This window comes from Paenibacillus sp. FSL H8-0332 (genome assembly GCF_037963835.1).
In the GTDB taxonomy this organism is placed as follows: Bacteria; Bacillota; Bacilli; order Paenibacillales; family Paenibacillaceae; genus Paenibacillus_AQ; species Paenibacillus_AQ rhizoplanae.
In genome coordinates, this window is record NZ_CP150145.1 from 5,786,555 (window position 1) to 5,809,319 (window position 22,765).

At 56.9% G+C, this 22,765-nt stretch carries 19 protein-coding genes and 1 riboswitch; of the genes, 2 read left to right on the plus strand and 17 right to left on the minus strand.

Translation table 11 applies throughout. The annotated features are described in order from the left end of the window. Positions 1-16: 16 nt before the first annotated feature. The 3 genes from NST43_RS24995 to NST43_RS25005 form a co-directional block, all read right to left on the minus strand. On the minus strand, positions 17-1,552 hold the full coding sequence (locus NST43_RS24995) for a glycosyltransferase family 4 protein (RefSeq protein WP_339219998.1): 1,536 nt from the start codon (positions 1,550-1,552) through the stop codon (positions 17-19). Between the two features lie 210 nt (positions 1,553-1,762). Then, a complete protein-coding gene (locus NST43_RS25000; RefSeq protein WP_209994726.1) occupies positions 1,763-2,896 on the minus strand; it encodes a glycosyltransferase in 1,134 nt (377 codons plus the stop codon). A gap of 32 nt (positions 2,897-2,928) precedes the next feature. Further along, the gene (locus NST43_RS25005; protein WP_209994725.1) at positions 2,929-4,017 is read right to left on the minus strand and encodes a DUF3880 domain-containing protein; all 1,089 of its coding nucleotides are present in this window, start codon (positions 4,015-4,017) and stop codon (positions 2,929-2,931) included. Positions 4,018-4,323: 306 nt separating this feature from the next. On the opposite strand from NST43_RS25005, the gene NST43_RS25010 reads away from it, so the two are divergent. Then, complete coding sequence (locus NST43_RS25010) at positions 4,324-5,079, plus strand: AAA family ATPase (protein ID WP_339225522.1); 756 nt, start codon at positions 4,324-4,326, stop codon at positions 5,077-5,079. Positions 5,080-5,146: 67 nt separating this feature from the next. On the opposite strand, the gene NST43_RS25015 is transcribed toward NST43_RS25010, so the two are convergent. The 9 genes from NST43_RS25015 to NST43_RS25055 all read right to left on the minus strand — a co-directional run bounded on the left by NST43_RS25015 (position 5,147) and on the right by NST43_RS25055 (position 12,946). Continuing rightward, positions 5,147-5,320, minus strand: a complete 174-nt coding sequence (locus NST43_RS25015) for an aspartyl-phosphate phosphatase Spo0E family protein (protein ID WP_173131895.1) — start codon at positions 5,318-5,320, stop codon at positions 5,147-5,149. A gap of 116 nt (positions 5,321-5,436) precedes the next feature. Then, positions 5,437-6,849, minus strand: a complete 1,413-nt coding sequence (locus NST43_RS25020) for a hypothetical protein (RefSeq protein ID WP_339220002.1) — start codon at positions 6,847-6,849, stop codon at positions 5,437-5,439. A 9-nt stretch (positions 6,850-6,858) separates the two neighbouring features. Then, positions 6,859-8,766 carry an LTA synthase family protein gene (locus NST43_RS25025; RefSeq protein WP_339220004.1) on the minus strand — a complete coding sequence of 636 codons (1,908 nt, stop codon included), beginning with the start codon at positions 8,764-8,766 and terminating at the stop codon, positions 6,859-6,861. Positions 8,767-9,075: 309 nt separating this feature from the next. Further along, the gene (locus NST43_RS25030; protein WP_339220005.1) at positions 9,076-10,419 is read right to left on the minus strand and encodes a 5'-deoxyadenosine deaminase; all 1,344 of its coding nucleotides are present in this window, start codon (positions 10,417-10,419) and stop codon (positions 9,076-9,078) included. A 61-nt stretch (positions 10,420-10,480) separates the two neighbouring features. After that, a riboswitch (purine riboswitch) is annotated at positions 10,481-10,579 on the minus strand. Positions 10,580-10,734: 155 nt separating this feature from the next. Beyond that, on the minus strand, positions 10,735-11,268 hold the full coding sequence (locus NST43_RS25035; RefSeq protein WP_339220007.1) for a GNAT family N-acetyltransferase: 534 nt from the start codon (positions 11,266-11,268) through the stop codon (positions 10,735-10,737). Between the two features lie 184 nt (positions 11,269-11,452). Next, the gene (locus NST43_RS25040) at positions 11,453-11,857 is read right to left on the minus strand and encodes a hypothetical protein (RefSeq protein WP_209994784.1); all 405 of its coding nucleotides are present in this window, start codon (positions 11,855-11,857) and stop codon (positions 11,453-11,455) included. A 19-nt stretch (positions 11,858-11,876) separates the two neighbouring features. Beyond that, positions 11,877-12,164, minus strand: coding sequence for a hypothetical protein (locus NST43_RS25045; protein WP_209994785.1), 288 nt, complete (start codon positions 12,162-12,164; stop codon positions 11,877-11,879). After that, positions 12,161-12,499, minus strand: a complete 339-nt coding sequence (locus tag NST43_RS25050) for a restriction endonuclease subunit S (RefSeq protein ID WP_209994786.1) — start codon at positions 12,497-12,499, stop codon at positions 12,161-12,163. Before NST43_RS25050 ends, NST43_RS25045 begins: the two co-directional genes overlap by 4 nt. Positions 12,500-12,532: 33 nt before the next feature. Beyond that, entirely contained in the window at positions 12,533-12,946 is a 414-nt protein-coding gene (locus NST43_RS25055) for a nucleoside-diphosphate sugar epimerase (RefSeq protein WP_339220009.1), read from the minus strand. A gap of 153 nt (positions 12,947-13,099) precedes the next feature. Here NST43_RS25055 and NST43_RS25060 point away from each other — a divergent pair, with 153 nt between their 5' ends. Continuing rightward, on the plus strand, positions 13,100-13,624 hold the full coding sequence (locus NST43_RS25060) for a GNAT family N-acetyltransferase (RefSeq protein WP_339220010.1): 525 nt from the start codon (positions 13,100-13,102) through the stop codon (positions 13,622-13,624). 167 nt (positions 13,625-13,791) lie between these two features. On the opposite strand, the gene NST43_RS25065 is transcribed toward NST43_RS25060, so the two are convergent. The 5 genes from NST43_RS25065 to NST43_RS25085 form a co-directional block, all read right to left on the minus strand. Next, positions 13,792-14,523, minus strand: coding sequence for a sugar phosphate nucleotidyltransferase (locus NST43_RS25065; protein WP_339220012.1), 732 nt, complete (start codon positions 14,521-14,523; stop codon positions 13,792-13,794). A 47-nt stretch (positions 14,524-14,570) separates the two neighbouring features. Then, positions 14,571-15,308: a glycosyltransferase family 2 protein gene (locus tag NST43_RS25070; RefSeq protein ID WP_209994792.1), complete on the minus strand. Its 738-nt coding sequence runs from the start codon at positions 15,306-15,308 to the stop codon at positions 14,571-14,573. Then, positions 15,305-16,297, minus strand: coding sequence for a glycosyltransferase family A protein (locus NST43_RS25075; protein ID WP_339220014.1), 993 nt, complete (start codon positions 16,295-16,297; stop codon positions 15,305-15,307). Before NST43_RS25075 ends, NST43_RS25070 begins: the two co-directional genes overlap by 4 nt. Then, positions 16,294-17,139, minus strand: coding sequence for a glycosyltransferase (locus NST43_RS25080; RefSeq protein ID WP_339220015.1), 846 nt, complete (start codon positions 17,137-17,139; stop codon positions 16,294-16,296). Before NST43_RS25080 ends, NST43_RS25075 begins: the two co-directional genes overlap by 4 nt. Positions 17,140-17,470: 331 nt before the next feature. Beyond that, on the minus strand, positions 17,471-22,585 hold the full coding sequence (locus tag NST43_RS25085; RefSeq protein ID WP_339220017.1) for a WIAG-tail domain: 5,115 nt from the start codon (positions 22,583-22,585) through the stop codon (positions 17,471-17,473). Positions 22,586-22,765: the final 180 nt, after the last annotated feature.

Sequence of the window (22,765 nt, forward strand, 5' to 3'; positions counted from 1 at the left end):
GAACCGGGCAGGCTGCTCAGGATGCCTTACGCCGCCGCTTGCTCCGGCGGCTTCCGGCCTGGCCCACGCGGCGCTTCTTGCCGCCGCTGGCCCGACGGCGCGCGGAGCCTGCCGCGCGCTTCTTACGGCGCGGGCGCGTTCCCGCCGCGCCGCTCCGGGACTTGGCGCGGCGCAGCCTGCCGCGCCGCAGCTTCGCGGCCCGCAGCCGTGCGGCGCGGCGCCCGGTCTTGCCCCGCGTCGGCTGTGCCGCGGGGGCGCTCTTCCCGCCCGCCGGCGCAGCTGCGGGCGGGGCTTCCGGGCCGCCGATGAGCTGCGGCGGCTGGAGGCAGTAGCGGAGATGCCACCTCTCCGCTAAGCCTTGCAGCCGGGCGCGGTAAGCCGCCGGGCCGTAGACGGCCTCGATGCGCTCCCGCGCCTGCCGGCCAATGCCGGCCGCCATCGCCTGGTCGGCCAGCAGCGCGTTCACCCGCCCGGCCAGCGCGTCGATGTCTCCCGCAGGCACGAGCAGTTCCCCGCAGCCTGCGGCGTCCAGAATCTCCCGCAGGCCGCCGGAATCATAAGCGACAACCGGCTTGCTGAAGGCATAGCCCTCCAGGGCCGTCATGCCGAAGCCTTCCCGGATCAGGCTGGGGACAACGAGCAGATCCATCGCGCAGTAAGCGGCCGGCAGACATTCTTCGTATCCGACAAACCGGAAGAGCGAGGTCAGACCCTCCAGCTTCACCTTGCGGACACAGCGCTCATAGTAGCTTTTATCCCCGGGAGTCCCCACTACGAGGTAGCGGGCAGCCGGATGCTGCTCATGCACCAGGACGGCCATCTTGACGAAATGCTCCAGCCCCTTCTCCTTATTTATGAAGGAAGAGACATAGCCGATCAGCGGGTCCCCCGGGGCAATCTTCAGCTCACTCCGCCGTTCGCCGCGCAGCTTGCTCCAGGCCTCGAACATCAAATCCGCGTCACTCCATGAAGGGGGAAGCTGGGTTACCTTGCTATCGCGGATATCCTCGGGGAAGCATGCTGCCGCTGTCTGTGAAATCGCCAGAATCTCATCGCTGTTGTTGTGGATCAGCTCTACGCTGATCGGGGTGAACTCGTTGTCTGTAATGGTCTCCGAGATCTTCCAGATCACCGGTATGCCCAGTGACTTCGCCGCAATTGGCGGCAGGGCATGCACACAAGTGCTGGTGATCACGAAGGACGGACGGAGCTCCGCAAGCCAGTGAGTCAGCTCTTGATATTCCCGGCCCTCCTGCATTTTGCGGATATCTGCCGGAAGACCGGCATAGGGGGTGTACACTCCATAGACCAGCGGAATAGACATCAGCCGGACTTGAAGGCCGTAGCTCCGGGCCAGCTGTGTCAGCTTCCCGTCCTGCGGGGCTACGAGGATACAATTGAAGTAAGGAGACAGCTCCCGGCTGAAGAATAACAGCAGCTTCTCCGCACCCGTAATACTGCGCGTGTTAGAGACATGGGAAAAGAGGACGATTGTCGCTTTGTCGGCCATGGTGTCTCGGCGCTCCCCTGCGAAGGGCTGTGGAGCAGCCATTCACCTCCTAAAAGTTTTACGAAGCTTAGCATCCGGGCATAATCCACTATCACCTGAGATCCACCTGATTAGGACGGGTATATTAGCTGACAGGCTAACATCTCTGCCCGGTACTCCAGTATATTGAGAGGGCAGAGATGCCGGCACGACACCTGTCCCCTGTGATACGCACATTTTGCTGACAGCCTGTTCTACGATTGCCCTGCTGGCTTACCCGTAAATAATAGTAAGCAGCTGGCTCAGACGTCTGGTATACGTGTGATCCCTCAGCGTCCGTTCGAAAGCGCGGAGGGACATCTCCCGGCGCTCTTCCTCATGCGTCAGATAGTACTGGATTTTGCCCATCAGCTCGTGGGGGCTGGAGAAGGTGTCGATCTCTTCGCCCACCTTGTAGAAGGAGCCGAGATCGTCACGGGCATCGCTGAGCTGCAGCGTGCCACTGGCAGCAATCTCGAACGTACGCGGATTTGGCGATACAGCCGGAATATACAATGTATTATTGTTGACGGCATCGTCGATATGCGAGCGGTGAAGGTTGATTACAATCTTCGAGCCGCTGTAAGCTACAGCCGTCTCCTGAGGGGACATCCACTTGCCGATCTCAATCCGGTCGCCATAGAGCGGCGCTTCCGGCAACCGGTCCCACCAGATTCCGTTAATGACTGTGTTATAGCTCATCAGCTCCGGCATAATATCGCGGAAGAAATTAATCCGGTTCCAGTAAGCCGACCCGATGAAGCTGACATCCCGGGTGACCGGCGAACGTCCGGTAGTCGGACGGTAATGCTCACGATGCGCGGCAAAGGGCAGATAGTGGACCTCCGTGCAGCCAAGGCCGCGGTAGATCTCTACGCAATTACGCTCCAGTGTGAATACATAGTCATAATGGGCCACAATCTTCATTGTGAAATCCGTGTAATACGGATCATCGGTCAGCCAGATCGCGGTCTTGATGCCCTGGCCGCGCAGAATAGCCACCTGCTCCAGCGGTAAATCCAGACCATCCAGCACCAGCACGAGGTCGGGACGCTGGGCAGCAGCCAGCTCCACCAGATTCTGCCGCACATCAGTAATCGTGACCTGAGCCGTTAACCGCTGCAGTGCGAAGAGCACGGCATCATCCAGCGGTGAATACGGATATCCCTTGCCTGAAGCCACGTACATCACATGGATATTCCTTACCGGCTGCGGCTCCTCCGGGCGTCCGTCCAGCACAGCGAGACGTCCCCGCAGATATCCTTCGTCATAGCCTCCCTTGAAGCCGGTCAGACGTCCCCGCAGCTTCTCTTCCTCCGCAGGGGTTCTCGGCAACGGCGGGGCAGGCATAATAAATTCGTTGTTCATGAGTATTCGCTCCTTTTGATCCATAATGAAATTCACCCTCTTGAAGTAAGAACACCCAGTAAATGAGGCAGACGCGAAGTAAAGGTATGCCGGCGCAGCGTGGTCTGCAGTCCCCGCAGCGCATACTGCCGGCGCTCCTTGTCGTGATTCAGGTAATAATCAATTTTGCGCTTCAGCTCATCGGCAGAAGCGAAGGTCTCCAGATCCCGGCCCGGCTTGTAGTGGATATCCAGATCCTGCCGGATATCGGTCAGCTGCATCGTCCCGCAGGCGCTGATCTCATAGGTCCGGGGATTAATAGAGAGGGACGGAAGCTGGAATGTATTCCGGTTGTCCATCCCTCCCTCCCAGGGCCGGTGGATATTAATGACCAGCTTCGCGCCGCTGTAATAATTGGCTGTCTCCTCCGGCGGGATGAAGCCCTCTCTGATGTACGGAGACAGCTCCTCGAAGTGGGCCAGCCGCTCCCAGAATCCGCCGGCGATCAGCACCTTCTTCCCCCGCAGGAAGGGGACCAGTTCATCGAACAGCTCCGTACGGTTGCGGAAGGCATTGCCGATGAACACGACATCATAGTGATATTGCGGTCCGGTGTGGCGCGGGTAGAACATCTGGGGGTTGACGCACAGCGGAAGGTAGTGCACAGACGCCGTCCCCAGCGAACGGTAGAATTCCACACAGCCCAGTTCATGCGTGAACACATAATCGTAATGCCGGCAGATGACGGATGTGTCCTCGGTGAAATAAGGATCATCCACAAACCAGATCGCCGCCGGGATTCCCAGCTGTCTTATTGCCGTAATTTGTTCCAGATGATTCTCCGGAAATACATGCAGCCCGTTCATCACCAGCACCGCCTCAGGCAATTCGCGCGATGCCACCTCCAGCATAGTTTCCGGAGGACAGATGATCAGCTCGCTTACCAGCAGCCGCAGCGCTTCAGCGACTCCCGTATCGATGGCCTGAAATCCCTGGGGAACATACATCAGTTTTAATGGCTGGCGTTCCCCCACTTCAGGGGTATTCAGGCGCTTCACGGCTTCGCACAGGCCGAGATGGTACCCTTGCAGATAGCCATCCCGGTAATCCCGTGGAAGCCCGCCTCTCTTTTTTGTTTTCACGGCCTTCACCCTGCCCCGTTATATTCTCAAGACAGTAGTACTATATGCGGAGTCAGCATCCGCCTCATGGACATCTGTCTGTATCACGCCGAAATTGGCATATGCCCCCCGGTCTTTTCGCCCGCTTGGCCCGAACCCGTGCAGAATTCATCCACTCTTGTCCATGCAGAGGCAGGCTCTGCACAACGAAGCTTATTCAAGTCCTTTGCGGGTACGACGGGAATCATCTACAATTAGAGGAATAACCTTTTGCGGGAGAAAAACCTATTAAGGAGGAATTAACAAATGAGTTCAATCTATGGCCCTATGCTGTATCTGCGCCATGTCGAGCTGTTGCGCGATGCGGTCCCTTCCTTCGGAAGCTATCCGTTTAATCTGCCGGTGGTAAGAACCTTGGAACGGCTTGCTTTTCAGAAACAGGTCACTTTTCTTGTAGGGGAGAACGGTAGCGGGAAGTCTACCTTGCTGGAGGGCATTGCTGCTGCCTGGGGGTTCAATTCGGAAGGGGGGACGCTGAATTTCTCATTCAATACCCGGGCCTCGCATTCCAGTCTCTATGAATATTTGCGGATTGCCAAAGGGGTCAAGCGGCCGAGGGACGGATTTTTTCTGCGTGCGGAGAGTTACTACAATGTGGCTACTTACATCGATGAGCTGGATGAGGACCCCGAGGCGGGAAGACCCATTAAATCCTCCTATGGAGGAAGCTCGCTGCATGAGCAGTCGCATGGGGAATCCTTCTTCTCCACATTCGTTCACCGCTTCGGCGGACAGGGCATCTATATTCTGGATGAGCCCGAGGCCGCCCTGTCTCCTGTACGGCAAATGTCACTACTGGCGCGGATGCATGAGCTGGCAGCGCAGAATTCCCAGTTCATCATCGCCACCCACTCCCCGATTCTGATGTCCTATCCGGGTGCGGATATTCTTCTGCTGCAGGGAGAGAGTATCACGCCTGTTGCGCTGGAAGACACGGATCATTACACAGTCACCCGCGCCTTCATGACCAACCGGGAGAAGATGCTCCGCGAGCTGCTGGGCGATGAGTTCGATCCACTATAAAAAAAGACACTCCGCGGCGTTAACCGGCAAAGTGTCTCTTGTATTGGCATAGCTGCTCAGTAATTCTCTAATAAAGCTGGTCATCCTTTTCTGTATGACAATCACTGTATTCATTCAGAAGCGCATCCAGCTTCACCGATTGGCGGAGTACCCGGACATCCTGCATCCCGTACTCCAAGGCCAGTTTGTTCAGTTCCTGTCTTGCCTGTTCAATCTTGTCCTTGTATTCGTCATTCCCCATAGCGGCCCCCTTGTAGGATGAGGCTGTATCAAGCCATTTCCACTCTTTTACTAAAGTTCCAAACACATTGTATTCTATAATCCGCTAGGGGTCAATTAAGGGTTTGACATGGCAAGTTATTTCAGCAGCCTCGTCAGCTTATGCAGCGTCCAGCCCAGCATCGCCACCGCCATCATATCGAAGCAGACATTGAACAGGAACAGGTGCTTGCCGATATCCGCCCGCCCGTCACCGAGGATCGGAACCAGGAACGAGAACAGCCCGATCAGTCCCAGCAGCATCATCAATTCTCCGGCGATCCGCCCCGCTACCTCCTTCGTACGGAAGTATTGATAGAGCACTCCGGCATAATACACTAGGTAGAAAACAGCCAGGAATCCGAGAGAATGGGGCAGATGCTTGTTCTTGAGCTCACTCCAGCCGCTGTACATTCCTGCTACCGCGCCCGGAGGCTTGCCCTCGCTTTTCTCATAGCTTCCGAGATAATAGGGACGGATGGACATGCTGTTAGCAGCCGCATACTTCATATTCTCTATTAAACGGCCGGGATGCTTCATATAAAAGAATAGCACATCCTTATGCGATACACGGTCATAGAAATCCGGGGTAAGCGTTGGATCATCCTGCTTGATCGCTGTGTCCCCCTGGAAATAATTCGTCCCCGCCAGTACCTCCAAGTGCTCCGGCAGCCCCAGGTCGCGCAGATCCCCGCGCACATCCGGCGATTCATTCAGAATGCCGAAGAACACCGTCTGATACAGGTTGATATGCTTAAGCTCCTTCGGCGCTGTCACGTACATAATCACTGATACCAGCGCTGTAGCCACCCCAAGCCCGAGTGCCAGCTTCCGCCAGTTGCCTGTTCCATGCAGCATCCGCAAGCGCAGGAAGATCAGCGCGAAGGCGAGGCCGACGGGGGCATTCTGGATTTTGGAGCAGATCAGGAACAGCACGGCAACGAAGAACAGCGTAAGAGCCTTGGATGACGGCCGCTCCTGCCCGGTAAGCCTTAGGCCCAGCGCGAACGTAAGCAGCATGAAGACCATCGACACGGGTTCGCCGAACAGGGAATTGAAATAAGCCAGATAGCCGATATCGTAGAACACAAACAGCATTCCCGCCCCCAGCAGCAGTCCCGTGGCATAGGAGCTCTTCGCGCCCAGCTTGACGATCATCCACGTGGCAGCCAGCAGCAGCACTGCATATACAATTGCCAGAAGACGGATATCGAAGTAACTGCCGTGAAATAAGCCCGCAAGCAGCCTTGGCACCAGCACCAGCAGAATTTGCGAGGACGGGTAGAAGCCCGTAAACAGATCATCATAAGCAAACTTAGAATGACTGTAGCTGAAGAAGCGGTCGGCATAGTTCTCCCCGGCATCAAAATAATTCAGTCCGATCGTATTCATCATCCGCAGGAAATCGCCGTTATCGGCAACGCCTGTGAAGGGCCTCACAAACAGCAGATAGAGGATGAGCACAGCACCCGCCAGAGTAATGAGATACTCGGGTTTCCATAGTCTTTTCATAACATTCTCCTAACGCTGCGGAAGCAGCTTCACATATTCGTCAGATAAGCCCATCAGCTTCAGGATGTAGTCGTAATCGCTCTGATAGGCACTGAAATCCTTGACTGGCTCATGCGTATCCAGCGAGACCGCCTCACCGTCCGCGAAGCTCTTACCGGGCACGAACAACACTTCATCATTGAAAAAAGAGCCTGTCGGCAAATAATAGCGCATGCCCACCACATTACGGTCCACATTCAGCAGATCATGCCCGAACGCCGTGAACCCTTCGTCCTTCAGCGATACCCCGAGCAGATTGGCTACCGTCGGCAGCACATCCAGCTGTCCGCCGGTCCGCTCCACGACCTGTCCCTGCTTCATGCCGGGCACGTGGATCACCAGCGGAATGTTGAACCGGCTGATCCGGTCGTCATACTTGATGCCCAGCGCGTCCTCCACCTGCTCCGCAGGGACGTCCTTCGGCTGCAGGCCGAAATGGTCACCGTACAGCACCAGCACGGTATCCTCCCACATCCCCTGCTGCTTCAATCTGTCAATCAGCGTGCCTATCGCATAATCCGTATAGTTCACCGCCGTCAGATAATCGCCCAGCATCGTGCCCTGGAGCTTGTCCGGCACCTGAATGCGGCGGAAGCTGTCCGGCACCTTGAACGGATGATGGCTGGAGGCCGTCACCAGCTGGGCATAGAAAGGCGTGCCCTTCTGATGCAGCACCGCCAGCTTCTCCACGGCAGTAGCATAGAGCTGCTCATCGGAGGCCCCGAACGAATTGAAATGGTCATTCTTGAAGGAGCCTTTGTCATAGTAGCCGTTGAAGCCAAGCGCCGGATAGAGCTCATTCCGGTTCCAGAAGCCCACCTTGTTCACATGGAACGTGTACGCCTCATACCCCTTATCCCGCAAAAGCCGCGGCAGTCCCGGCAGCTCCCGGTCCCCGAAGCCTGTGGACATGGCAAGCGAAGCGATCGGATAAATTGAGGTGTTGCTCATAAATTCCGCATCCGAGGTATTGCCCGGACCTACCTGCTGATACACATGCGGGAAATAAAAGCCCTCTGCGGCCAGGCCATTCAGCACCGGGGTCAGCTCCTGACCCCCCAGTGACTGATGCAGCGGGAAATTCTGAAACGCCTCCATCTGGATGATGATGACGTTTTTCCCTTTTCGCGCTCCGAAATGCTCCGGCAGTCCGCCTGTCACTGCCTTGTATGGATAGGTAGCCTCCAGTGCCTGCACCTTGGCTATCGTCTCCTGAATATCACCGGTCCCGATGAGGCCGCTGTCCTCCTGGGCCTTGATCGCTGCCACAACCTCATAATTCAGGAATCCGGCCGTCTCCGCCTGGACCAGCTCATTGGTAATTCCCCGGGCCGAATGAATCGAATACGCTGACAGCGATCCGCCTCCAATGATTGCTATCAGCAGCACCACGAGATAAATGCTCCGGGTTCTGCCTACAGGCTGACTGCTCCGACTGTTCCTCTGCCACCGTTCAGGGCCCTTCTTCCATCTGCGGATGAGCGAATAGATCATCACTATCACTAGATCGGCAAAAAACAGATAATCAACCCACTCAATCGTAGATTCCACACTCTCTTTCACCTGAAACACCTGGTTCAGCTCATAGAGCGCCAGATAGGTAGGCACCGAGCCGAAGTGATTGAAGTACACACTGGCCGCAAAGAACAGCAGCGACAATAGGCCGCCCAAGCTCCAGAAGACCCCTTTTCTCATCCGCCGAGGTGTGATTACAGCCAGCACACCCAGCAGCAGGAGTACCGGCGCCAGATCCGCAGCGATCCACTCCCAGGCAATCCGGTCAAAGAACAGACCCCTCAGCAGCAGCAGCTTCAGCCACAGCAGTCCCGCCACGATATAGAAATGAGCCTGCACAGACGCAGGTTTGCCCTCTCTCATTGCAATCCCCTCTTACTCTCTTCATTAATAGTGGTGTAAAATTAATTCCTTGTTTCTGTAAAAAGCTCACGTTGCTCTAGTATAGCAATACTTGCAAAGGGAATCAAAAGAGGGCCACCCTATTAACAACTGAGCGGGAGAAAAGGTTCATTAAGGTCATTATCAATATCCGGACAAAAAAAGCAGAGGCGCGAAGTCCCCTGCAAGGTTACAATTTAAATCTAAGACGCTTCTGGTCAAGGCCGCAATCATACCTCCAGTCACTATAGTCAGTTTGTCTGGGACAGCTGGAGGTGAAGCCCCTTCCGCTCAGGTTAGCCGCGTGCTGCCCAGCAATCTTTTAATGGAAAGGTTCGCTTCATTAAGCACTACTTCCTTGTCGATGGTCTTCAGCCGCCCTGTGTGCATGAGGATCTCACCATCCACAATCGTTGTCTCCACATCGGCACGGGTGGCCGAGTAGACGATCCGCGAGATCGGGTCCACATCATAAGAGGGAAAGGTATGAAAATTATAGAGATTAAGGATGGCCAGATCCGCCTTCTTGCCGACCTCGATGCTGCCGATCTGATCCTCCATCCCCACCGCCTTCGCGCCTCCGATGGTCGCCATCCGAAAGACACTCCGGGCATCCATCGTAGTCGGGCCATGCGCGGGCTTCTGGATGACTGCCGCCAGACGCATCTCGTTGAACATATCCAGGTTATTGTTGCATGGCGCGCCATCTGCACCCAAGCTGAGGTGAATATGGTCATGAAGCATGCCCGGCGTATCGGCGATGCCGGAGGCCAGCTTGAGGTTCGAGCCCGGGCAGTGGCTGACATGAACCCCGCGGTCCCGCAGAATCCGCTTCTCCTGCTCATCCAGCCAGACACAGTGGGCCAGAATCAGACGTTCGTTAGCCAGCCCCAGGTGATCCAGATAGACGATATTGCGCATACCGGTCATCGCCTGCACAAGCTCAATCTCTCCCAAATTCTCGGAAGCATGGGTATGCACCTTCACCCCGTAACGGGCCGAGAGGCTCTGCACCTCCCGCAGCAGCGGCTCCGTACAGGAAATGACAAACCGCGGGGAAAAAGCATACTGAATCCGGCCGTTCGCGTATCCGTTCCATTTCTCCAGCAGATCCACACTCTCCTGCAGCGAAGCCGCCGTCTCCTCCTGCAGGGCCGCCGGTGCATCGGGGTTCTTCCGGTCCATCATGACCTTCCCTGACAAGGCGCGGATACCGCTCTTCGCAATCGCCTGGAAAGCATAATCCGTATGATGTACCGTCTCCATATCCACGATGGTCGTTGTACCGCTGGTGATTAATTCCCCAATGCCGAGCATGGCAGAATAGTACAGCGATTCCTCGTCATGCGCCGCCTCCAGCGGCCAGATCCGCTTGCGCAGCCAGTCCATCAGCTCCAGATCATCCCCTTTGCCGCGAAACAGCGTCTGGCACAGATGAATATGCGTCTGGATGAAGCCGGGGATGACCGTCCGGTTCTTGGCGTCTATGACTAGCTCATCCTCATCCCCATTCACTTCAAGGCCGGTGCCAATCTCCACAATCAGATCGCCCTTGATGCGGATATCACCGTATATAATGTCCTCCTGCTTGTTCATCGTAATAATCTCCGCATGCTTGATCAGGATATTCGCCATTGTCTTCCCCCCCTAGTCTTGTTAATGTCCGGCTGCCTGTAACACAAAAAGGCCACAAAAATATGCCTCAGCATATTTTCGTAGCCAGAAATTTACGGTTCCCGGTAGAGACCCTTAAACCAATTATTAAGGATATACGAAAAGGACTATTCAATTGCTTATGAATAATCCCATCATAATTGAAAGACAACTTTCCTGTCAACAAAAGTTATTAAAGTTAACACGATCATGCAATTAAGTCAGATTAGAGCATGAATAAACATTTTCACACTAAAAATCAGCCATTAATGTAATGTTAACTCACTCAATCGGAGATTATCTCTCCATATTATCTGGCAGAACCTTCTCAAACACCGGAAAAGCAGCGGTACGGCCCGGAAAACGAATCTCGCCTCTCTGCGAATACCCGAGCGAAGGATACAGCTTGAGCACCCTGTCATTCTTCGCATATGTATCGAGCCGGATGCTTCTGTATCCGCTGCTGCGGGCGAATTCCTCGGCAAAGGCGATCAGCCGCCGGGCAATCCCTTTGCCCTGAATCTCGGGATGTACCGCAAGCCGGTGCATGATCAGATGCGGCCCCTGCTGCTGTTCCCATTCAATGCCTGCATATTGCTCCGCCTGGTTCTCATCCAGCACAAGAATTCCGGCAATCGCCTCATGCTCCAGGCAGACAAATAACGTTCCCTTGCCGATATCTTCACTAATGACTTCACGGTTAGGGTACCCTTCATCCCATTGATCGCTTCCGCCTGCCTGCATAACTTGTACACATTTGGCAATCAGATTCATGATCTCCTGGATCTCCCCGCTGTGCGCTCTCCGTATCTCATTTCCAATCATATACATTCCCCGCTTTCCTGCCTGAATAGTGAACCCGGTAAAGATTCTGTTAAGAAGTCTACCATATCCGGCCGGAAATTCCGATAGCCCGCCTTATCCCAAAGTTCCCCATATGCTATAGGGGCGGCGCATTATGCGCCAGCCCCTATAATAGCCGCAGTCCTGCTCCGCTGCTGTGCCTGCGGCTCTGTCAGCCGAGCTCCAGCTTATGCCCGTCCTCGAAGCCCTTGGCGAAACCTGCGTCGAACCCCACGTTGTATGCTTCGGTGTAGCCCTGCTGATAGGCGTCTCCCGGCGGCAGTTCCGGCGGGACGCCCAGATCCGGGGGGAGCGGAATCACCTGCGGCTGGGGAGGGGGCTCTATAGCCGGTATGACCTGCACCGGCGGCTTTACAATACGGGATCTGCGGAGCAGCCGTCTGCGGAGTCTTCTTTTTCTGCGCAGCTGCAGGGATTTCTTCCCCGGCTTGCCGAGCAGACCCTTGCGCGATTTGCGTCCGGGACCTTTGCGTATCCGTGTCTTCCGTGACAGCAGCGGTCTGCGTCTCTTGCCTTTGCCCGTGGAACCAAGCTTGCCCTGTCTCTTTCTCTTCATCTTCTACGCCTCCTGTACTTCATCTACTCCTGGACGTCCCCTCTGAGCAGACCTTGCTCAGCCAGGGGGCTGCAGGCACTCCTTCTTTGGGCTCATGCAGCGAAATACCGGATATCATCCGGCACATCGAACTCTGGTACCCGCTAAGAATCCTGATATTGTCGCTCAGCTTGCGGGCTGTCTGCTCCGATTGCCCCGTCACTTCAGCAATACTCTCGAGGATGGCTGCGAGCGCTGCCTGGCTGCGGGCGATCGAGCGGATCATCTCCAGCTTGACGGCATGTTCGGAGAGCAGCCCGCCGCTCATTTGCTGTCGTCCCCGAAGCTGAAGCCCTCGCCACCATCCCCGCCAAAATCGCCGCCCTCGTCTTCCCCGCTGCCCAGCACCGCCTTCAGGTTGCTGTACAGTCCGTTCTCCAGCTTCGTCAGCCCCTCTACCATTTCCACGATTACCTCGTGAATAGAGATGGATTCCTTCAGCTGGTCTTCGTGGGAGTCGAACGCTCTGGCGTGGATGTGATGATGGGTCCACTGCTTCACTTTTTCCGCTTCCACCGCTTTGGCCTCAAGAATCATCGCAATGTTCCACTGGATGGCAGCGGTCGACTCCAGCATTTGCAGATATGCCTTTTCTCTGCTCATCCTCCGCCTCCTTGCTCAGGTTACACGTTACCCTTACTCTTCTTCCTGACCGTTTAATTCCTTGATGACCCTGCCCACTCCCTCAGCCATCGCCTCTTCAAGATCGGCAAGTGCATTGAGGTAAGCAATGATGTTTTTGTTGACTTGACCTGAGCTTTCCACCAGTCCACTGAATCCGCCGAAATCAGGGTCCGCATCCGGCAGATCGTGAACTATTTGCGACATACGGACGGCTACGTGGCGTTCGGCGTCGAGAATCCGTGCCATTTGTTCGTGCGTATGGGCCATGTGCTGCAGGACTTTTGTAATTTTACTCTGCACCTTCATGTCTCCTTTGCTCAAACGCCCTGCTACAGCATATGCGGCATCCGCCTTGACGGTGCCGGAGAAGCGCCGCAAGTTTGTGCCGGGACAAGTCGCAAGATGACCCTTAATTTCAACGTTCAAATCCCCGTTTCCGCTCCTGCCTGAAGACAGGGAGAAGGCTGCCGGCTGGAGCATATTGACAAGAAACGTAACAGCAGACTATGCTTGGCTGAAAATACATCCTAATGGTGTATGTCCGCATCTATGTACCCGGATTAGAACTGGAGGCAATCTATGAAACTTACAGGTGAACACCTGGAACTATCTCCTCTGAGCGCCCCCGAGCTTGCGTTAGCCTTAGAGAATTACGCCGGGCTGGAGCAGACGCTAGACTTGAACGTTACAATAACCGCAACCCTGCTGGACGATGAAGAGATGCGCTATGCGATGCGGGTCAGGCACGCCAAGGTGCTGCAGGATGAACAGAACTACTGCTGGCTGACCATGTGGGCCATCATCCACCGGGAGCAGCGGCAGCTCATCGGCTTCCTGATTCTTAAAGGCCGCCCGAACGAACAAGGTGAAGTCATCGTTGGTTATGTCATAGACGAGAGATACCGGGGCCAAGGCTATGCCACAGAAGCGCTGCGGCAGATCAGCGCCTGGATCTTCAGCCATCCCGGCGCACGCTGGGTCATCGCAGATACCGAGAAGGACAATTTCGCCTCCCACCGTGTCCTGCAGCACCTGGGTGCAGAGCTGTACCGGGAGACCGAGGATTTGTTCTGGTGGCGAATCGTCCGGCCAGCCAGTGGTTGATGGTGATGAGTTGGTGGCTGTTCCCTCTCCCTAAACTAATCACCCTCACCTACCAAGCTGAAACGGTACCGTCCTTTTAAAGGACGGTACCGTTTCAGCGAGAAATAGAAGGAAAATTTATCGTGTGCAACATCTAAATTCTTATATTTCCAAAAAAAAGCCGCCCCTCAGGGCAGCGTATCTCTCAGCTTATCTCCGGCTTCGCGCAGAGACTGGAAGGTTCCCGCGTCGCTCCACCAGCCTTGCAGCACATCATAGCTCAGCTTGCGCTCGACAGCATAAAGGTTGTTCACATCGGTAATCTCCAGCTCGCCCCTTCTGGAAGGCGAAATCCGGCGGATGATATCGAATACTGCTTCATCGTACATATAGATGCCTGTAACACAAAATTTCGTCTTTGGCTGCTCCGGCTTCTCTTCAATGTAAGCAATCAGGGAGGCATCGGCGCTGTCAAACACCGGAACCCCGTATCTGCGCGCATCCTCAACAGGCTTCAGAAGCACCTTCGCGGTCCCCGCCGGCTGCTGCAGATAACTTTTCACGTAAGGCTCCAGACTATCCATGAACAGATTATCCCCCAGGAGCACAACAAACCGTTCCCCCGGCAGGATGAATCCTTCCGCCAGCTCCAGCGCTTCCGCGATGCCGCCTGCCGCCTCCTGGATTTTGTAAGTCAGGGAGACGCCAAATTCCGCGCCGCTGCCCAAAAAGTCAGTGTACTGTCCTGCGGACTGTTTGCTGATGACCAGGAGAATATCGGTGATCCCCCCTTGGCGCAACCGCTCAATCCCGTAGCACACCATAGGGTACTTGCCGACCGGAAGCAAATGTTTGTTCATCAGCCGGGTGAGCGGGTATAGCCTTGTTCCTGTTCCGCCTGCCAGTATGACTCCTTTCACTTACGTTCCTCCTCTTTCTCTACGTCTTTAGCCTTCGGCCAGCGGCCTCAGATGAACTGCGACGGATCCACTTGCCATTTCTCCATAAAAATCCTGCGGTTGCGCTCCACCAGCTCCTGCAATGAGGCGGAATAGACCTCCTTGAAGCTGGCGCTGCCTTCATGATGAACCAGGCAATCTCCGGCAATCAGCAGCCGGTATCCCTGCAGCCGGGCGCGGTAGCAGTAATCGTCATCCTCATAATGACCTGGCGAGAAACGTTCATCGAGCAGGCCGATCGCGTCCATAAGCTGTCTTTTGAATAAAAAGCACAGACCTACAAGCCTTCGGGTCTCCAGCCACTTCGCCGCATCGGGAATATTGGCCCGGAGCGCCTCGGCATGGAAGCCTGCAATATCGGTATAGCCAGTCTGCACCTGCTGACGTCCGCTGGCGTAATTCGTCACCGGACCGACAATTCCTATATCGGGGGCACTGTACAAGGCGCTCTTCAGATTATCCAGCCAGCCTGGCGACACAATGACATCATTGTTCAGCAGCAGCAGCTCCTCCCCCGCAGCCAGCTGTAGCCCGATATTGCAGGCCAGCGGAAAACCGCGGTTCTCCGGGAGAGAAATGAACGTCAGCTTGCTGGCGCGGCAGTAGGCTTCGGTACCATCATCCGAGGCATTGTCCACTACAATAATCTCAAAGGCAGACCGGGTATGCGCCCTGATCGATTCGACGCAGGAGCGCAGCAGCCCGAGCCTGTTATACGTAGGAATAATAATGCTCGTCAGTGTCATAGCGCATTCCTCCAGGCGGCAATCTGCCGGCGGTGCTCCAGCAGGTTCTCGGCCGACAGCTGCCCGTTGCTCCGCTGCTCCGCAATTACACAGACCAGGGCTTCCGCGTGATCACCGGCAATCAGCTGCTCCATGGCATTGCCCATCCCCGTGTTCCCCTGGCGCAGCCGGTTCTGCTTGATCACATTCACCCCTCCGGCCTTCTCCACCCGCAGGCGGCCCATAATGGAGAGCGCCAGCGCTCGAGGCGGCACCATCAGCTCGCGGTAGCCAATCTGCTCCAGCGCCCGGCGGGATAAGGCATGCGGAACAGCCGTCATAGAGCTTGCTCCAAGATCAGGGCGGCCCAGAACCTGATTCAGGTACAGCTTGCAGCGGGTAACCGCATCACTTAGCCCGAAGGGAGGCAGAAGCGGATCAAGGTCATTGAGCGCCACATCCACCCCCCGGTCCACCGCAGCCACAAAAGAGGACAGCTGCCCGGCGGAGATCACCATATCTCCATCCAGAAACAGCAGAATGTCTCCCCGGCTGAGCTTCGCGCCAAGCGAACGTCCCACATCATGTCCGGCAGATTCCGGAATGTATACTATGCTCGCCTGAGCGCATAGCCGGGTCCGCTGAAAGCTGCGGTCACTGCAGCCGTTCAGCACCACAATAATCTCCTGCGGCTTCAGGCGCTCCACCTGCTCCAGCAGCTTCGGCAACGTACGCTCCTCATTCCTGGCCGAGATAATGACCGACAGCGAGCCCTGCGATGCCGGCAGGGACAGGGCCGGCCGCCCGGAAGCGGACTTCCGCTTGGACCGGGAGAGGCCCAGGCCCGCTGATGCAGACTTGCTGCGGCGCTTCGCGGACCGCTGCTTGGCCGCGCCTCTGCGCATTGCGGTGCCGCGTCCGGCGGCGCGGCCTTTAGAGCCACTGCTTCCGGGCGCAGTACGCCCCGCTGAAGACCTGCCGCTGACGGATACTTCCCGCGCTTCCATCATCTCACCATCTCCCTTCGCCGGGTGCCATCCCCGAAGCCTGCCCGGCCGCCCTTGCGTTCCAGCACCAGGGCTACGGCATCCAGGTGGTCTCTAAGGATAGCCTCCTGCAGAAGATCACTGCCGCTGCGCTTCCGGCGGACCGCATTCATCCTGCCCACAGGCACGTTATGCACCGCCGTCACAACCAGACCCTCCAGCACCGCCTGTGCATGTGCGAGCGGCGGCCTGGACAGTAGACCGCTGCCCAGGACATCCAGCGCCCTGCGGCTAATCGCATGAGGGACGGCGGTCAAGGAGCAGCCCTTGAGCTCAGACCTTCCGAGCAGAAGATTCAGCACATGCTTGGATAACACCACCGGATGCGGAAATCTGCTGCGGACCGGGCCGGAATAATCATTCAGGGCCAGATCCGCTCCGCCGTTGACCGCCGTCACGAAGGGGCGCAGCTGCGAGGCGGGGATCACCAGATCCCCGTCCGTGAACAGCAGAACCGCTCCCTTCGCCGCCGCAGCACCTACGCTTCGCCCGACATCATGTCCGAGCGGCTGTTCATACACTATTACGTTCGCTCCGCAGGAGCGCGCAATATCTGCGGTCTGATCCGCAGAACCGTTAACAATCACAATAACCTCACAGCGGGGATGAACGCCTCTGGCTCCGGCGATCACCGCGGCAATCGTCGCCGCCTCATTCATGGCCGGAATAATAACCGACACCTCAGGCTGCGGATGATTCACCGCAGGCGGCGGTATAGCAGGCCGTACCGTCCGTGCCACCGGCCGCCGTGCTGTCCGGGTTGCCCGCCGCCCCGTGCGGCGGGCAGATGCTCCTTTTCTTTTCATGCTCATCCACCTTCCTTCACAGGGCTGCTCCCGGGCTGAGGGTTACACCATAGTCTATGTATCCCGCCACCCCCGGTAACGGCAAGTGTCTCCCTGAGTGCAGATAATTGGACAAATGCCGCTATGCGCCTCCACCCGGCAATAAGCCGGCAAGGGAGCGTTTACAGGAGAAGGAAAACTTCCGATCATATCAGCTACAACACTTCTCCAGGCCTCCCTGCTTGTACAATTAGCAGAATTGTATAGCGTGAAGCCTATAAATGCTGGCGTAATCATGCACAAAAGGCGCAACCCACGGCTGCGCCCCATGTACTATCCTATCCTGTCCGAATTAGTCAAAAGCGCGATGCTCCACAGCAGGTTTGACCAGCGGAGTGCCAAGCGCAATCCACGATAGCACGCCATAGAAATGCTGGGTCTCGCGCAGCCGTACCACCTCAATCGTTGCTTCTCCGCCCGTTCTGTTCTTCAGCGAGGCATGGAAGTACGGCTGATTAGCCATGGCAACCAGCACATAGCCGGTATGACCGAAGCTCTCGTCAAAAGAAACGGTCACCTCTACACTCTCCGCTTCACCATTGAACATAAACGCCGTCATCCCGAACTGCTGCAAGACATCGCGGTTTCCGACACTCTGTACCGGATGGAAGGACAGATGCTCCGCATTGACTGATCCGGGAGCCAGATGATCTCCGTTCACTGCATGCTGAGCAATATGATGGCTCTGGATGCTGTCTTCTTCCAGATGCCGGGACTGAACGGCAAAGGAAGCGATTTTGGAAGCCTTCACTGCCTCATCCTGCAGCTCAGTGCAGCCTACCGCACCTTCTGCCAGATGCCCGGTGCCGACGCTGTTATACGCAAGCTTCTCTCCGTTCAAACTATGATCCGGGAGCAGCTCGGAGGTCAGCGCATCCCCGGCCAGATGCTCCAGGCAGATGCTGCCGCTGCGGATATGGCGCCCGTCAACGATTCCGGGAGACAGATGGCCTCCGTAGATGCTGCCTGGAGCCAGATGATTAGGCCCCACCGCCCCTGGCGCCAGCTTGCTGCCGTCTATGCTGCCCTCACCCAGCAGCTCCGAGGTCAGCGTATTCTCGGCCAGATGCTCACGCTGGATGCTGCCCGCACGGAGATGGCTGCTATCCACAGAATCGGGAGCCAGATGATCTCCGTTCACTGCATGCTGAGCAATATGATGGCTCTGGATGCTGTCTTCTTCCAGATGCCGGGACTGAACGGCAAAGGAAGCGATTTTGGAAGCCTTCACCGCCTCGTCCTGCAGCTCAGTGCTTCCTACTGCACCTTCAGCCAAATGTTCAGTGCCGACGCTGTGAAGTGCAAGCTTCTCTCCGTTCACACTATGATCCGGGAGCAGCTCGGAGGTCAGCGCATCCCCGGCCAGATGCTCCAGGCCGATGCTGCCGCTGCGGATATGGCGCCCGTCAACGATTCCGGGAGACAGATGGCCTCCGTAGATGCTGCCTGGAGCCAGATGATTAGGCCCCACCGCCCCTGGCGCCAGCTTGCTGCCGTCTATGCTGCCTTCTCCCAGCAGCTCGGAGGTCAGCGTGCCCTCGGCCAGATGCTCACGCTGGATGCTGCCCGCACGGAGATGGCTGCTATCCACAGAATCAGGCGCCAGATGATCCCCGCTTATCGCATTCTGAACAATGTGATAGCTCTGCACGCTGTCTTCTTCCAGATGCCGGGACTGGATGGCAAAGGAAGCGATTTTGGAACCATCCACCGCTTCATCCTGAAGCTCGGAGCTTCCCACTGCCCCTTCCGCCAGATGCCTGGTTCCAATGCTGTGAGGTGCAATCTTTTCCCCTGTAATACTGCCATCCTGCAAAAGCTCGGAGGTCCGGGCATCCTGAGCCAGATGCTCCAGGCTGATGCTGCCGGGACGGATATGACAGCTATCCACGGCTTCAGGCGCCAGATGACCTCCATAGATGCTGCCGGAAGCCAGATGGATAGAGCCCACAGAACCCGCTGCCAGCTTGCTTCCTCTAATACTGCCATCCGGCAGCAGCTCGGCACTTCTAGTTTCCTCTGCCAGATGCGCCAGCCGGATAATCCCTGTGCCCAAATGACGCTCCTGAATTACTCCACCTGCAAGATGCTCTGCGTCCACGCTCTGTGGTTGAAGATGCTGCGAACCCACTGCGCCTTCTGCCAGCTTGCTTCCGCCTATACTGCCATCCGGCAACAGCTCCGCACTTCTCACTTCCTCCGCCAGATGCGCCAGCCGGATAATCCCCGACCCCAAATGACGCTCCTGAATTACTCCGCCCGCAAGATGTTCTGCTTCCACGCTCTGCGGCTGGAGATGCTGCGAATCCACTGCGCCTTCTGCCAGCTTACTTCCACCTATACTGCCATCCGGCAGCAGCTCGGCACTTCTCGTTTCCTCTGCCAGATGCGCCAGCCGGATAATTCCTGAGCCCAAATGACGATCCTGGATCACACCGCCTGCAAGATGCTCTGCGTCCACGCTCTGCGGCTGGAGATGCTGCGAATCCACTGCGCCTTCTGCCAGCTTGCTTCCATCTATGCTGCCATCCGGCAATATCTCTGCGCTTCTCGTTTCCTCTGCCAGATGCGCCAGCCGGATAATTCCTGAGCCCAAATGACGATCCTGGATCACACCGCCTGCAAGATGCTCTGCGTCCACGCTCTGCGGCTGGAGATGCTGCGAATCCACTGCGCCTTCTGCCAGCTTGCTTCCACCTATACTGCCATCCGGCAGCAGGTCCGCGCCCCGCGTATCGGGAGCCAGATGACTGAGCTGAATGCTGCCGGCGCGGATATGCCGGCTGCTGACTGCATCCGCAGCCAGATGGCCGCCATACACACTGCCCGCAGCCAAATGGAAGGCCCCTACCACTCCTGCCCCCAGCTTGCTGCCTGCGATGCTGCCATCCGGGAGAAGATCCGCGCAACGCGTCTCCTTGGCCAGATGGGCCAGCGTAATTTCCCCGGCACCGATATGCCGGGCTTCCACCGCTGCCTGCGCCAAATGAACGGCCTGAACACTCGCTTCAGCCAAGTGAACCGATTCTACAGCACCCGCTGCCAGCTTCTCTGCGCCAATGCTTCCGTCGGGCAGGAGCTCCGCACTGCGGACTTCCTCCGCCAGATGCGCCAGGCTAATGCCGCCATCCGCGAGATGCCGCCCTTCCACTGAGGCCTCAGCCAGCTGGCTTCCGCCTACACTGCCGGGAGTGAGATGGAGGGAATCCACCGATCCTTCGGCCAGCTTCGTACCGCTGATGCTACCATCCTGAATCTGGATCGATGAGACAGAGCTGGCAATAAGATGTCCGTTGCCGATCGACATCGGCCGGATATGTGCACCGCCCACGCTGCCCGCTGCCAAATGTCTGCCTTGCACAGACGTATCCTTCAGCGTATCCGGGCCGACTGCGCCGGCCGACAGATGCTCACTCTGCACAGCTGAGGCTGCCAGCTTCTCCGCGCTTACACTTCCGTCCGCCAGCTTGACGGAAGTAACGGCCAGATCGCCGAGCTTATCCGTTGAGACACTCTCCGGCGATAACTTCAGAGATGTGACAGCATAGTCGGCCAAATGATGCGGCTGCACGATCGCCGCAGCGAGATGGGCCTCCTTGACAGCACCGGAGGACAGCTTATCTGCCGTTACCGAACCGGATTGCAGCGCGGATGAAGTCACACTGCTGTCTCCCAGATGCCGGCGTTCGATAGCGCCGGATGCCAGATGACCAGCGTCGACAGCCTCCTCCTGCAGCACCCGTCCGCTGACACTGCCGTCCGCCAGATGCTTCTCCTCCACGGCGCAGACCGCAATATGCTCTCCGCTGACCGCTTCTTTTGCAAGGATCGTACCTCCGACCGCACCCATAGCCAGCTTGGCGGTAATGATGCTGCCATCCACCAGCTTGGCTGCGGTAATACTCTGGGGGCTAATATGTTCTCCTGTAACGGATTCATACCCCAGTTGTTCTTCCGTAACTGCCCCTTTGGCCAGATGGCCGGTCAGGACGGAATGCTCCTGGAGCTGGGCAGAGCCTACAGATTCTGCGGCCAGATGAGAATTATCCACGGCCTCGCGCTGCAAATGTGCCGAAGTGACAGCCTGCGTAGCAATCTGTGCACTACGGACTGCGGATTTCGCAATATGGCGCGTCATCACGGCTTCGTCAGCCAGCTTATGGGCCAGAATGCTCTGATCCGCAATTTTGGAAGAGGTAACCGCCTGCTCAATCAGTTGTGTAGTCCCTACCGCACCGTCCGCCAGCTTCACAAAAGAAATGCTGCGGTCTGCCAGATGACGGCTGCCAATTTCACCTTCGGCGATATGGTCCGCATGGATGCTCTCCGGGTTAATGTGCTGGCTGCGGACAGCCTTCGCCGCGATCTGCCGGGACCCGGCAGCCCCATCTGCGAGATGCCCGCTCTCAATAATACCGGGCTGAAGCTGCTCCTTGCCGATCAGGCGCGCCGCCAGCTGTTCCCGTCCAATGGCACCGGGTGCCAGATGCTTGGCGGTAATGACGCCTTCCCCCACATGCCGGCTCTCGATCACCGCATCACCCAGCTTGATACCGCTGATCTCGCCATCGGCGATTTTGTCGGCGGACACTGCTTCGTCAGCCAGCTTAGAGCGGTCAATACTGCCGTTGCTGAGATGGCGGCTGTCAATGCTGCTGCTGAGAATCTTCTCACCGTTGACTGCCCCATCGTCCAGCAGCTCCGCTGTGATAATGAACTCACTGAGATGCCGGCTGCTGATGACGCCATCGGCAATATGTCCTCCGCTGATCATCCGGTCTGCCAGCTTCTCCGGACCGATGCTGCCATCCTTCAGCTTCTCGCCGCCGATGGAGTGATCCAGCAGTTTGCCCCCGCTGACACTGCTCTCCGCCAGATGCTCACCGGTAACGGACTCCGGCGCTATCTTCGAGGAGGTAACCGCCCGGTCCGCAAGGTTTATATTCTGCACTGCATAGTCCTGCAGCCAGGGTGTGCCGATGATGCCATGCTTTAGCCTGGACCCGTCAATGGTCCGTGGAGCAATCTTGGCACCGGTGACGGCGCCATCGGACAAATCATCGGTGTATACGGGCTGCAGGCGTTCTTTTTCCGGTGGGGCCGTTACCTGAGCTGCAAGCAGAGCTGCACGGTCCTCCTGCCCGCGCACCTCTTCCGTCACGGTTCCCTGAGTTCCCTCCAGAGCAGTTACAGTCTGCCGGGGCGGCGCGATCACTTCCAGCATCTCCACCCCGCTCACCTGCAGGGCAAGGTCTTCTCCTTCAGCCGCTTCCACCCATTCCAATTCCTGGTTTTTTTGTGTTTTGGGACTGCTGTCTAACATGCTAAGTTCAGTCGTATCGGGATTATCCACGTAATAGAGCGGTCTTTTAGAACTGCGCTGCTGTTTTCGTTTGGGACTCTTCACAAGCAGTCTCCTCCTTCCATCTATTGTATCTTCTAGGCATCATATGCAGCAGCATGGGCGGATGACACCCTTCACCCTGCCGATAATCCATTCTTCTCCTTTCAAAAAAGGGCATCTGCCGCCGCGCATCCGTCCAACCCTTACGGGCACGTACATACATACAATGACAGGAGACATAAA

Excerpts from the sequence above, each read along its gene's own strand:
- NST43_RS25060 (WP_339220010.1), top strand. The coding sequence starts at position 13,100 with ATGAAACTTACAGGTGAACACCTGGAACTATCTCCTCTGAGCGCCCCC.
- NST43_RS25000 (WP_209994726.1), bottom strand. The coding sequence starts at position 2,896 with ATGAACAACGAATTTATTATGCCTGCCCCGCCGTTGCCGAGAACCCCT.
- NST43_RS25025 (WP_339220004.1), bottom strand. The coding sequence starts at position 8,766 with ATGAGAGAGGGCAAACCTGCGTCTGTGCAGGCTCATTTCTATATCGTG.
- NST43_RS25035 (WP_339220007.1), bottom strand. The coding sequence starts at position 11,268 with ATGTATATGATTGGAAATGAGATACGGAGAGCGCACAGCGGGGAGATC.
- NST43_RS25045 (WP_209994785.1), bottom strand. The coding sequence starts at position 12,164 with ATGAGCGGCGGGCTGCTCTCCGAACATGCCGTCAAGCTGGAGATGATC.
- NST43_RS24995 (WP_339219998.1), bottom strand. The coding sequence starts at position 1,552 with ATGGCTGCTCCACAGCCCTTCGCAGGGGAGCGCCGAGACACCATGGCC.
- NST43_RS25050 (WP_209994786.1), bottom strand. The coding sequence starts at position 12,499 with ATGAGCAGAGAAAAGGCATATCTGCAAATGCTGGAGTCGACCGCTGCC.
- NST43_RS25015 (WP_173131895.1), bottom strand. The coding sequence starts at position 5,320 with ATGGGGAATGACGAATACAAGGACAAGATTGAACAGGCAAGACAGGAA.
- NST43_RS25030 (WP_339220005.1), bottom strand. The coding sequence starts at position 10,419 with ATGGCGAATATCCTGATCAAGCATGCGGAGATTATTACGATGAACAAG.
- NST43_RS25010 (WP_339225522.1), top strand. The coding sequence starts at position 4,324 with ATGCTGTATCTGCGCCATGTCGAGCTGTTGCGCGATGCGGTCCCTTCC.
- NST43_RS25075 (WP_339220014.1), bottom strand. The coding sequence starts at position 16,297 with ATGATGGAAGCGCGGGAAGTATCCGTCAGCGGCAGGTCTTCAGCGGGG.
- NST43_RS25040 (WP_209994784.1), bottom strand. The coding sequence starts at position 11,857 with ATGAAGAGAAAGAGACAGGGCAAGCTTGGTTCCACGGGCAAAGGCAAG.
- NST43_RS25070 (WP_209994792.1), bottom strand. The coding sequence starts at position 15,308 with ATGACACTGACGAGCATTATTATTCCTACGTATAACAGGCTCGGGCTG.
- NST43_RS25080 (WP_339220015.1), bottom strand. The coding sequence starts at position 17,139 with ATGAAAAGAAAAGGAGCATCTGCCCGCCGCACGGGGCGGCGGGCAACC.
- NST43_RS25020 (WP_339220002.1), bottom strand. The coding sequence starts at position 6,849 with ATGAAAAGACTATGGAAACCCGAGTATCTCATTACTCTGGCGGGTGCT.